Source organism: Ectopseudomonas oleovorans (genome assembly GCF_003052605.1).
Classification (GTDB): domain Bacteria; phylum Pseudomonadota; class Gammaproteobacteria; order Pseudomonadales; family Pseudomonadaceae; genus Aquipseudomonas; species Aquipseudomonas oleovorans_A.
Window position 1 is genome coordinate 22,848 of record NZ_QASO01000091.1, and the last position, 11,023, is coordinate 33,870.

The 11,023-nt window shown below is 64.5% G+C and carries 10 protein-coding genes and 2 pseudogenes; 6 read left to right on the forward strand and 6 right to left on the reverse strand.

All coding sequences use genetic code 11. The features are described from left to right. Positions 1 to 69: 69 nt before the first annotated feature. Positions 70 to 1,419 carry an RNA helicase RhlE1 gene (gene rhlE1 / locus DBO86_RS15070; RefSeq protein ID WP_108234094.1) on the forward strand — a complete coding sequence of 450 codons (1,350 nt, stop codon included), beginning with the start codon at positions 70 to 72 and terminating at the stop codon, positions 1,417 to 1,419. A gap of 127 nt (positions 1,420 to 1,546) precedes the next feature. On the opposite strand, the gene DBO86_RS15075 is transcribed toward rhlE1, so the two are convergent. From DBO86_RS15075 to DBO86_RS15085, 3 genes and pseudogenes are all read right to left on the reverse strand, one after another. Beyond that, positions 1,547 to 1,807 (reverse strand): PAS domain-containing protein, encoded by a 261-nt coding sequence (locus DBO86_RS15075; protein ID WP_244185563.1) that lies wholly within the window; start codon positions 1,805 to 1,807, stop codon positions 1,547 to 1,549. Positions 1,808 to 1,811: 4 nt separating this feature from the next. Then, positions 1,812 to 2,146, reverse strand: a pseudogene (locus tag DBO86_RS15080) (response regulator); the annotation flags it as partial. 18 nt (positions 2,147 to 2,164) lie between these two features. Continuing rightward, a complete protein-coding gene (locus tag DBO86_RS15085) occupies positions 2,165 to 3,403 on the reverse strand; it encodes a TIGR03862 family flavoprotein (RefSeq protein ID WP_092377600.1) in 1,239 nt (412 codons plus the stop codon). 302 nt (positions 3,404 to 3,705) lie between these two features. Here DBO86_RS15085 and DBO86_RS15090 point away from each other — a divergent pair, with 302 nt between their 5' ends. After that, entirely contained in the window at positions 3,706 to 4,839 is a 1,134-nt protein-coding gene (locus tag DBO86_RS15090) for an aminotransferase class V-fold PLP-dependent enzyme (protein WP_108234095.1), read from the forward strand. Positions 4,840 to 5,042: 203 nt separating this feature from the next. Here the strand turns inward: DBO86_RS15090 and DBO86_RS15095 are convergent, their stop codons facing one another. From DBO86_RS15095 to DBO86_RS27305, 3 genes and pseudogenes are all read right to left on the reverse strand, one after another. Then, positions 5,043 to 5,963, reverse strand: a complete 921-nt coding sequence (locus DBO86_RS15095) for a histone deacetylase family protein (protein WP_108234096.1) — start codon at positions 5,961 to 5,963, stop codon at positions 5,043 to 5,045. Positions 5,964 to 6,160: 197 nt separating this feature from the next. Continuing rightward, a complete protein-coding gene (trhA, locus tag DBO86_RS15100) occupies positions 6,161 to 6,778 on the reverse strand; it encodes a PAQR family membrane homeostasis protein TrhA (RefSeq protein WP_004424630.1) in 618 nt (205 codons plus the stop codon). Between the two features lie 34 nt (positions 6,779 to 6,812). Further along, positions 6,813 to 7,028: pseudogene (locus DBO86_RS27305) on the reverse strand (histone deacetylase); the annotation flags it as partial. 53 nt (positions 7,029 to 7,081) lie between these two features. Here DBO86_RS27305 and DBO86_RS15110 point away from each other — a divergent pair. Genes DBO86_RS15110 through DBO86_RS15125 form a run of 4 tightly spaced genes read left to right on the forward strand, consistent with a single transcriptional unit; the run spans position 7,082 to position 10,702 of the window. Next, positions 7,082 to 7,642, forward strand: a complete 561-nt coding sequence (locus DBO86_RS15110; protein WP_108234098.1) for a GNAT family N-acetyltransferase — start codon at positions 7,082 to 7,084, stop codon at positions 7,640 to 7,642. Next, positions 7,639 to 9,246 carry a SagB/ThcOx family dehydrogenase gene (locus DBO86_RS15115; RefSeq protein ID WP_108234099.1) on the forward strand — a complete coding sequence of 536 codons (1,608 nt, stop codon included), beginning with the start codon at positions 7,639 to 7,641 and terminating at the stop codon, positions 9,244 to 9,246. The genes DBO86_RS15110 and DBO86_RS15115 overlap by 4 nt, the downstream gene beginning before the upstream one ends. Further along, complete coding sequence (tesB, locus tag DBO86_RS15120; protein WP_108234100.1) at positions 9,243 to 10,112, forward strand: acyl-CoA thioesterase II; 870 nt, start codon at positions 9,243 to 9,245, stop codon at positions 10,110 to 10,112. Before DBO86_RS15115 ends, tesB begins: the two co-directional genes overlap by 4 nt. After that, entirely contained in the window at positions 10,109 to 10,702 is a 594-nt protein-coding gene (locus tag DBO86_RS15125; protein WP_108234101.1) for an HAD family hydrolase, read from the forward strand. Before tesB ends, DBO86_RS15125 begins: the two co-directional genes overlap by 4 nt. Positions 10,703 to 11,023 lie beyond the last annotated feature (321 nt).

Below are 11,023 nucleotides of genomic sequence, written 5' to 3' on the forward strand. Positions count from 1 at the left end.
GGGCTCCTACAAGCGGGTTGGCACGGGTAAACTACGCGCCAGTTCTTTTACTTCCTGCGGTTACCCGTCATGACCTTCGCCTCTCTCGGTTTGATCGAGCCGTTGCTGCATACCCTTGCTGATCTCGACTACCAGACCCCGACCCCGGTACAGAGCCAGGCCATCCCGGCCGTGCTCAAGGGTCGTGATCTGATGGCCGCGGCGCAGACCGGCACCGGCAAGACCGCTGGTTTCGCTCTGCCGCTGCTGCAGCGTCTGACCCTGGAAGGCCCGCAGGTCGCCAGCAACAGCGTGCGCGCGCTGGTGCTGACGCCGACCCGCGAGTTGGCCGAGCAGGTGCTGCAGAGCTTTTTGAGCTATGGCCAGCACCTGCCCCTGACCAGCTATGCGGTGTACGGCGGGGTCAGCATCAACCCGCAGATGATGAAGCTGCGCAAGGGCGTCGACGTGCTGGTGGCCACGCCGGGGCGACTGCTCGACCTGTATCGGCAGAACGCGGTGAAGTTCTCCCAGTTGCAGACCCTGGTGCTGGATGAGGCCGACCGCATGCTCGACCTGGGTTTTGCCCGCGAGCTGGACGAGCTGTTCAGTGCACTGCCGAAAAAGCGCCAGACCCTGCTGTTCTCCGCCACTTTTTCTGATGCCATCCGGCAGATGGCCGGCGAGCTGCTGCGCGACCCGCTGTCGGTGGAAGTGAGCCCGCGCAACGCTGCTGCCAAGACCGTCAAGCAATGGCTGATCCCGGTGGACAAGAAGCGCAAGAGCGAGCTGTTCCTGCACCTGCTGCAGGAAAAACGCTGGGGCCAGGTGCTGGTGTTCGCCAAGACCCGCAAGGGTGTCGATCAGCTCGAACAGGAGCTGCTGGTCATGGGCGTGTCAGCCGATTCGATTCACGGCGACAAGCCACAGCCGAGCCGCCTGCGCGCACTGGAACGCTTCAAGGCTGGCGAGGTGCAGATTCTGGTGGCCACCGACGTGGCCGCGCGTGGCCTGGATATCGATGACCTGCCGCTGGTGGTCAACCTCGACCTGCCGATCAACGCCGAAGACTACGTGCACCGTATCGGTCGTACCGGCCGCGCCGGCAGTACGGGCGAGGCGATCTCCCTGGTCTGCGCCGACGAGGTGGATCAACTGGCGGCGATCGAGAATCTGACCCAGCAATTGATCAAGCGTGTCGATGAGCCGGACTTCATCCCCGATCACCGCGTACCACTGACGGCGGTCGGTGGCCAGGTGCTGAAAAAACCGAAGAAACCCAAGCAGAAGCTGATCCCCGGTGCGGGCGCCGCGAAGAGCGGCGGCAAGGGCAATATTCACCTCGGCCGCTGGTTCGAGGAAGAGGGCGCCAAGCCCAAGGCCAAGGCTGTGCGCAAAGTACCGAGCTTCGGCAGCAAGCCCAAAGGCGGCAAGAAGTAGGGCAGCGCACTCAGTTGTAGCACGGGTGAAATCCGGGGCAGATCGCTCGCGGCTAAAGCCCCTCCCACATGGCAGGACATGTTCCGTGGGAGGGGCTTTAGCCGCGACGGCCATGGCGCATGGAAACCTAGAACCGTAACCGGGTGCCCAATTGCACCACGCTTTCCACTTTGCGCTCCAGCCAGGGGCGGTCAATGTCCGGGAACAGCTCGAACAACGAACGCCCCTGTACCTGGTCCGGCCCCAGCCCCAGCCCGGAATGGTTCTCCATGAAGGCACTCCACACTTCGACGCGGTATTGGCGGTCGAGCACCACCACGCCGACGTCGATGCATTGCGCAATGTCGAGCAGCCGGTGAACTTCCTTGATATCGATCTGTGCGGGCATCGCCTCACTCCATCAGGTAGTCGATCTTGTTGGTCGGGCGTTTGATCGAATCTTCGGTGAACAACAGCAGATCGAAGTGGATGGCATGGCCTTCCAGGCTATAGCTGATCTCCACGGCCAGGGTTTTGCCCCAGCGCTGGCGGTTGACCTGGATCAGCTGGTCGAGACTGGCATGCTGGCCTGGTCCAGTAACATCTCCGAGGTTTGCGCTTTGTTCTCCGGCTGCCAGCCGAGCAGGCACGCCATGTCGTCCACTTCCGAGTCATGGAACAGCAGCAGCGCCTCTCCGGCGATGGTCTCGCCGATGAAACCCTGGCAGATGGCGCTGAAGCGCTCGCCGCCCGGCCCACCCTACAACTACACGGCATGCAACCAGTCGAGTAGGCCCAGCGCCGCGACCCGCCCGCTGGCGAAGCAGGCGGTGAGCAGGTAGCCGCCGGTGGGCGCTTCCCAGTCGAGCATTTCACCGGCGCAGAACACGCCGGGCAGGGATCTGAGCATCAGTCCTTCGTCCAGCGCCGCGAAGGGCACGCCGCCAGCGCTGCTGATCGCCTCATCTAGCGGCCGAGGGCGCAGCAGGGTGATCGGCAGCGCCTTGATCCAGGACGCCAGAGCAGCCGGTTCGGCAAATGCGGCAGCCGGCGCCAGTTCACGCAGCAGGGCAGCCTTCACGCCGTCCAGCCCGGCCTGGCGATGCAGGTGCTTGGCCATCGAGTGCTTGCCGCGTGGCTTGGCCAGCGCCTGCAGCAGCTTGACCAATGGCATCCGCGGCAACAGGTCGAGGTGAATCACGGCCTGGCCGTCGGCCTCGATGGCGCTGCGGATATCGGCGGAAAAGGCGTACACCAGGCTGCCTTCGATGCCGCCTGCAGTTAGCACGAACTCGCCGATGCGAGGCGCCTGGCCAGGCAGGCTCAAGGCGACGTTCTTCAGTGGCGCCCCGGCGAATTTTTCCCTGAGATGATCGCTCCAGCCCTCGACCTCGAAGCCGCAGTTGCTCGGCTTCAACGCCGCGACCTCGATACCGCGCGCCTGCAGCAGCGGCACCCAGGCGCCATCCGAGCCCAGTCGCGCCCAGCTACCACCGCCCAACGCCAACAGGCAGGCATCGGCGGCCAGGGCGCGCTCGCCGTCCGCGCTGGCGATGCGCAGGCTGCCATCGGCGTTCCAGCCCAGCCAGCGGCTGCGGGTGTGGATCATCACGCCCAGCTCGCGCAGCCGGCGCAGCCAGGCGCGCAGCAGCGGCGCGGCCTTCATGTCGCAGGGGAACACACGGCCGGAGGTGCCGACGAAGGTGTCGATACCCAGGCCATGAATCCACTCGCGCAAGGCATCAGCGTCGAATTCGCGCAGCAGCGCTGCGATCTCGGCCTGACGCTCGCCATAACGGCCGATGAAGGCGTCCTTGGATTCTGAGTGGGTGATGTTCATGCCGCCGACGCCGGCCAGCAGGAATTTGCGCCCCACTGAGGGCATGGCATCGAACAGCTCCACGCGCACGCCGCCTTGCGCCAGCACTTCGGCGGCCATCAGCCCGGCAGGGCCGCCGCCGATGATGGCGACGTGATGAGCGGTGGTCGGGCTGTCTGTGGTCATGGTGGCGGGGCGGTCAGGGAACGGCTGTGCATTCTACCAGGCAGTTGAAATACGTAGGCGAGGCAGGCAAGACAATACCTATGGCGGCCCCGCAAAAACAGCCGAAAAACGGTCGGAGTCGCGCTCGACTTTACGTGCTGTAAATGAGCATTTTGACTGGGCTCGCACGCGAGGCTGTTTTTAACGCAGTATTGCCAACGCAGGTAGTTTTTCAGCAGCCTGGTACCCGAGTGCTCCTCGGCCTTGTCATTTGCCCTGGGTTGGGGCAGGTTCTGTCCGAACCTTTTCGGCTGGAGCCCGTTATGTCCCAGATCTGCCCCGATATCGATCCCGATGGCCTGCTCGAATATTCGGTGGTCTACACCGACCGCTCGCTGAACCATATGTCGCAGTCGTTCCAGGGCGTGATGCGCGATATCTCTGCCACCCTGAAACAGGTCTATAACGGCCATGCCGTGGCAGTAGTGCCTGGCAGCGGCACCTATGGCATGGAGGCGGTGGCGCGCCAGTTGGCCACCGGGCAGAAGTGCCTGGTGCTGCGCAACGGCTGGTTTAGCTACCGCTGGACGCAGATCTTCGATATGGGTCGGATACCCGCCGAAGCCCATGTGCTCAAGGCGCGTCCGGTCGCGGACGGCCCACAGGCGGCCTTCGCCCCGGCGCCGCTGGACGAAGTGCTGACCACCATCGCCGAGCACAAGCCGCAGGTGGTGTTCGCCCCGCACGTGGAAACTTCCTCGGGGATGATCCTGCCGGACGACTACCTGCGCGCGGTGAGCGATGCGGTGCACGCCGTCGGCGGCCTGTTCGTGCTTGATTGCATTGCCTCCGGCACGCTGTGGGTGGACATGCAGGCCTGTGGCATCGACGTGCTGATCAGCGCCCCGCAGAAAGGCTGGAGCGCCTCGCCGTGCTGCGCCCTGGTGATGATGAGCGAGGCGGGTCAGGCGCGCGTCGAAGCGACTCAGAGCAGCAGCTTCGCCTGCGATCTGAAGAAGTGGCTGCAGATCATGCAGGCCTACGAGCAGGGCGGTCATGCCTACCACGCCACCATGCCCAGCGACGCCCTGGCGCGTTTTCGCGATGCCATGCTGGAAGCCAAGGCTCTCGGTTTCGACCGTGTACGTCAGCAACAGCAGGAGCTTGGCGACCGGGTGCGCGCGCTGCTGACAGCGCGCGGCTTCAAGAGCGTCGCGGCCGAGGGCTTCGAGGCGCCGGGCGTGGTGGTCTGCTACACCGACGACGGGCAGATCAAGACCGGCGCCAAGTTCGCCGCCATCGGCCTGCAGATCGCCGCCGGCGTACCGCTGCAATGTGACGAACCGGCGGACTTCCAGACCTTCCGCCTGGGCCTGTTCGGGCTGGACAAGCTGGGCAATATCGAGCGTACCGTGGCGACCCTGGAGCAGGCGTTGGACAAGGTGCAGGCCGGCTGATCGTCAGGATCACGTAGGGCGGGTGCAACCCGCCACTGGCGAATTGGCGGGTTTCACCCGCCCTACAGGGCTAGTCCAATCCTCGCGCTGCCATACCGTGGTTGCTCTGTGAGGGGAGATGCTGTCGCGGAGGGGGATGCCTTCTGGAGGCGGGAGCAACCCGCCACCGGCGAATTGGCGGGTTTCACCCGCCCTACGAGCGTCTAGCCCAACCCACGCGCCGCCCACACCTTTGCCGCGCTGTGATGCAGGATACCGTGGCGGCGGGCGAGGGCGGCGTGGTCCTTGGAGTAGCCGCCGCCAATTACCCCGAGTACCGGGATATCGCGGCCCAGGCAGTGCTGCAGCACGGCTTCGTCACGCGCTGCCAGGCCCGCGTCGGTGAGTTGCAGGTAGCCCAGGGCATCGTCCTTGTGCACGTCGACACCGGCATCGTAGAGCACCAGGTCCGGTTGGTAGATCGGCAGCAGGTAGTTGAGGATATCGTCCACCACCTTCAGGTAATCCCCGTCGCCCATGCCGCGTGGCAGGGGGATATCCCAGTCGCTCTGCGCCTTGCGTGCCGGGAAGTTCTGCTCGCAATGCAGCGACACGGTAACGGCGTCCGGTTCGTCTTCCAGCAGCCGCGCGGTGCCGTCGCCCTGATGCACGTCGCAGTCGAAAATCAGTACGCGGTGCACGCGGCCAGCTTCGAGCAGGTAGCGGGCGATCACCGCCAGGTCGTTGAAGATGCAGAAACCGGAGGGGAAGTCGTAGTGCGCGTGGTGCGTGCCGCCAGCCAGGTGGCAGGCCAGGCCGTGACGCAGTGCCAGTTCGGCGGTCAGCAGCGAGCCGCCCACGGCGCGCACGGTACGTCGTGCCAGGGCATCGCTCCAGGGCAGGCCAAGGCGGCGCTGGTCCTCGTATGACAGATCGCCAGCCATGTAGCGGGCGATATAGTCCGGGCAGTGAACCAGGGCGAGAATCTCCGCCGGGCACAGCTCGGGACGTTGCAGTTCCGCGTCGGTGGTCAGGCCGCTCTCGACCAGGTGATCGCGCAGCAGGCGGAATTTCTCCATGGGGAAACGGTGCCCGGCCGGGAAGGGCGGGCTGTAATCCTCGTGGTAGACCAGCGGTAGCGGCATAGAGTAAGTGCTCATCGAATCGACGCGCTATGGTCGCAGCCAATCCAGGCAATCACCAGGCCTCCGCCTTTTCGCCGGGCAACCAGCGGCAATGGCTTGACGTTGTAATCGGCGATCCAATTGATACGCACACTGGTCACTATGCCCCGTCAGAGCATGGATGGTGTGGGCGTTTTTCAATCGTCGGGAGAAAGTCATCACAGCACGTAGAGCAGAATCGCCACGAAATGCAGCAGGCTGCCGGCCATGACGAACAGGTGCCAGATGCCATGCCAGTGGCGAAAGCGGCTGTCGTAGGCGAAGAAGATGATGCCTACGGTGTAGAGCACGCCACCAGCCGCCAGCCATTTGAAGCCGGTCATACCCAGGGCGGCGATCAAGGGCTTTACCGCCACCAGCACGATCCAGCCCATCACCGCGTAGATGATCAACGACAGCACGCGTGCTTCGGAGCGAGGCTTGATTTCCTGCAGCATGCCGATCAGCGCCAGGCTCCATACGATGCCGAACAAGGTCCAGCCCCAGGGGCCGCGCAGGGTTACCAGGCAGAAAGGGGTGTAACTGCCGGCAATCAGCAGGTAGATCGACAGGTGATCGAGTTTTTGCATCACCCGTTTCGCCGGGCCGCGCATGCTGTGGTAGAGGGTGGAGATGCTGTACAGCAATAGCAGGGTGACACCGTAGATGGCCACTGCGACAATCTTCCACAGGTCGCCCGTGGAGCTGGCCAGTACCAGCAGCCATACCGCACCGATGGCCGCCAGAACGGCGCCAATCAGGTGGCTCCAGGCGTTGAATTTTTCTCCGTGGTACATGCTATCTGCCGTCTTCCGTTACGCCTGGCTTTGCCAGACCTTTTCTGTGCGGGTTCTCGTATGACAGTTCGCCAGTCATGTAGCAAGCGATGTGGTCGAAGGGTGAGGGCCTCCGCTGGAGACTGTTCGGGCCGATGCAGCTCGGCATCGGTGCTCAGGCCGCTGTCGACCAGGTGATCACGCAGCAGGCGGAATTTCTCCATGGGGAACGATGCCTGGCCGCGAAGGGCGGGCTGTATGCGGCATACAATAAGTGCTCATCGAGTCGACGCCATATGGTCGCAGCCAATCGAGACAATCGCCATGCCCCTGATCGAAACCTCCGCCAAGCGCCTCTTGCTGCGTGCCTGGCGCGACAGTGACCTGCCGGCGCTGGTTGCACTCAATGCCGATGCCGAGGTGATGCGTCATTTTCCTGCGCCTATGGACGCCGAACAGAGCGCGCAACTGCTGGCGCGCATCCGGGCGCATTTCGATGAGCACGGCTTTGGCTTCTGGGCGTTGGAGCGGCGTGACACTGGCGAACTGATCGGTGTCACCGGCCTGGCACAGGTCGGCTTCGATGCGCCGTTCGTGCCTGCCGTGGAAATCGGCTGGCGTCTGGCGCGGGCGCACTGGCGTCAGGGTTATGCCAGTGAGGCGGCGCGCGCTTCACTGGCCGTGGCCTTCGAGCAGCTTGGGTTGGACGAGGTATTGAGTTTCACCGTGCCGGCCAACCTGCCGTCGCAGGCGGTGATGCGTAGCATCGGTATGCAGCGCGACGATAGCGGCGATTTTCTCCATCCGCGCGTACCGTCCGGTCATCCCTTGCAGCCGCACGTGCTCTACCGCATAAGCCGCGAGCAGTGGGAGGCGCAGCGATGACGGACGTGCTCGCCTATCACCAGCTCAGCAAACACGCCCCCGAGCGCTTCGCACCGGGGCCGGGGCAACTGGACTGGGCGACCCAGCCGGCACCGTTTCGTCGCTACGACGGTGCCCGGCTGATCGAGCTGTACCACCGCCCGCTGGAAGAGGGGCCGGCCTACGATGTTGCATTCGCCGGGCCGCAGGCACCGCCCGCACCACTGAATCGCGCCAGGGTCTCGCAACTGCTGTACGACAGCCTGGCCATTTCCGCCTGGAAGGAGGCTGGCGGTAGCCGCTGGGCGCTGCGGGTCAATCCGTCATCCGGCAATCTGCACCCGACTGAAGCCTATCTGTTGCTGCCGCCGGGTGTCGTGGATGAGGACGGTGTGCTGGCCCACTACGCGCCGGATACCCATGGCCTGGAGGTGCGCAGCGAGCTGCCGCCGCCGCTTGGCCGGCAGCTTGCCGACTGCCTGCCGCCCGGCGGTTTTCTCCTCGGCCTGAGCAGTATCGCCTGGCGCGAAGCCTGGAAGTACGGCGAGCGCGCCTACCGTTATTGCCAGCACGACCTGGGGCATGCCCTGGCGGCGTTGGCCATCGCCGCCGGCGTGCAGGGTTGGCAAGTGCGCATGCTGCGGGGCGTGGCCGAAGCACGCCTGGACGGCCTGCTGGGGCTGGATGATGAGGGCTTTCATGAGGCCGAACACGGCGACTGCCTGCTATGGATAGGTTCGGCGCAGACGCTGGAGTTTGCGCTGCCCGAGACCCTGCTGACGGCGTTGGCACAGCTTGAGCGGAGCGGTGCGCCCAATCGCCTGTCCCGTGAGTATCGCCACTGGCCCGAGTTGCAGCGCATACATGGGCTATGCCGTGCGCCGGCACGTCCTCGCGCGGCCTGGAGCGTAGATGCTGCTGGTGTTCGCAATGACAATCCCGGCCTGCCCTTGAGGCCCATCCTGCATCGCCGGCGCAGTGCGCAAAGCATGGACGGCCGCAGCGGTATTCAGGCTGCACTGCTGCTGGCCTGGCTGCGCCGCCTGATGCCGGTGCAATCGCCGGTGCCGTTCGCCGTCAGCGGTGAGCCGAGCGAGATCGACCTGCTGCTGTTCGTCCATCGTGTGCAGGGGCTTGCGCCTGGCCTGTACTGGCTGGATCGCACGGGCAGCGGTGTGCAGCCGCTGCGCGAGGATTACCTGTGGCAGCGGGTGGATGAGGAGCTGCCGCTGTATCGTCTGCTTGAAGGCGATGCGCGTGGCCTGGCGGGGTTTCTCAGCTGCGGCCAGGACATTGCCGCCGACGGCTGTGTGGCCTTGGCCATGCTGGCACGGGTGGAGGGCGCCGTGGCGGATGGCGCCTGGCGTTATCCACGGCTCTACTGGGAATGTGGCCAGATTGGTCAGGTGCTCTATCTGGAAGCCGAGGCGGCCGGGCTTTCGGGTACTGGCATCGGTTGTTATTTCGACGACGCTTTGCGGGAATTGCTCGGCGATGCCGACAGCGGCTGGCAAAGTCTTTACCATTTCACCCTTGGCCGCGCTGTATGGGATGAACGCCTGACGTCCCTGTCGGCCTATTCCCAACCGCGATTACCAACCCCTGCACAAGGAGAGACTCCATGACCCAGGTACTCGACGATCTGGTCGCGCTGCTGAGCCTGGAACAGATCGAGGAAAACCTGTTCCGTGGCCGCAGCCAGGATCTCGGTTTTCGCCAGCTGTTCGGCGGCCAGGTGCTTGGCCAATGCATTTCCGCCGCCAGCCAGACGGTCGAGGAGGCGCGCCACGTGCACTCCATGCACGGTTATTTCTTGCGTCCCGGCGATGCCAGTTTGCCGGTGGTCTATCAGGTCGAGCGCACCCGCGATGGTGGCAGTTTCAGCACCCGCCGCGTGGTGGCGGTACAGAAGGGCCATCCCATCTTCTTCTGTAGTGCCTCGTTCCAGTACGAGGAGGAAGGTTTTCACCACCAGAGCCCGATGCCGGACGTTCCCGGCCCCGAGGGCCTGAAGTCGGAAACCGAGCTGGCACGCATGGTGGCGCCGATGATTCCCGAGCGCATACGTGAGCGATTGATCAGCGACAAGCCGATCGAGATCCGCCCGGTGACGCTGATCAACCCCTTTGCCCCGCAGCCCTGCGAACCGGTCAAGTACGTGTGGTTCCGCGCTGCCGGCGAGCTCCCGGACGACCCGCAACTGCACAAGTACCTGCTGGCCTACGCCAGTGACTTCAACCTGCTGACCACCTCGATGCAGCCGCATGGCGTGTCGGTGTTCCAGAAATTCATGCAGGTGGCCAGCCTCGACCATTCGCTGTGGTTCCACCGCAACCTGCGCATGGATGACTGGCTGCTCTACGCCATGGACAGCCCCTGGGCCGGCAACGCCCGTGGTTTCTCCCGTGCCAGCATCTATAACCGCCAGGGCGAGCTGGTGGCCTCGGCCGCGCAGGAAGGCCTGACCCGCGTGCGCGAGGACTGGAAGTGAATAGATTGCGCGAAGCACGTCACTGGGTGTTCGACATGGACGGCACCCTGACCCTGGCCGTGCATGATTTCCCGGCGATCAAGCGGGCGCTGGGCATTCCCCAGGAGGAGGACATCCTTCATCACCTGGCGGCGCTACCGGCAGAGGAGGCCGCGGCCAAGCATGCCTGGCTGCTCGAGCACGAGCGCGAGCTGGCAGTGGCCTCGCGCCCGGCGCCGGGCGCCATCGAGCTGGTGCGCACCCTGTGCGAGCGTGGCTGCCAGCTCGGCATCCTCACGCGCAATGCTCACTCGTTGGCGTTGCTGACGTTGCAGGCCATCGGCCTGGATGACTGCTTTGCCAGGGCGGACATTCTTGGCCGCGACGAGGCTCCACCCAAACCGCACCCCGGCGGTTTGCTGCACCTGGCCGAGCGCTGGAGCGTTACGCCGCGTGAGCTGGTAATGGTCGGCGACTACCGCTTCGACCTGGAGTGCGCCCAGGCCGCCGGTGCGCGCAGCGTGCTGGTCAACCTGCCGGACAACCCCTGGCCGGAGCTGACCGGGCTGCACGCGCAGGATTGCGCGCAGTTGCTGGCCGAGCTGAGCTGAGCGCAGAACAGCGCCATGCTGTCCATGTCGCGCCGACACCCAGGCAGCGCCAACGGCCCCCGGATTTCATCCGTATATGGACTCCTCCCGTTTTGCCAGTGAAATAATCTGCCTCTGAACCTAGGTACGACTGCTTCCGTATATTCGACTTCTGATAAGGCGTTAGCCTTGAGCCATGATGAATTTCGCTCCTGTGCGCCTAACCGGGCTAGCGGCCTTGCAAAGCAGAGGGCCGATGGATGCAGCAGGTTACACACAGGTCGGTGCGACCGGTTCGTCATCAGTTCATGTCACTGTGCAATCGAGTGGATCTCTACTACG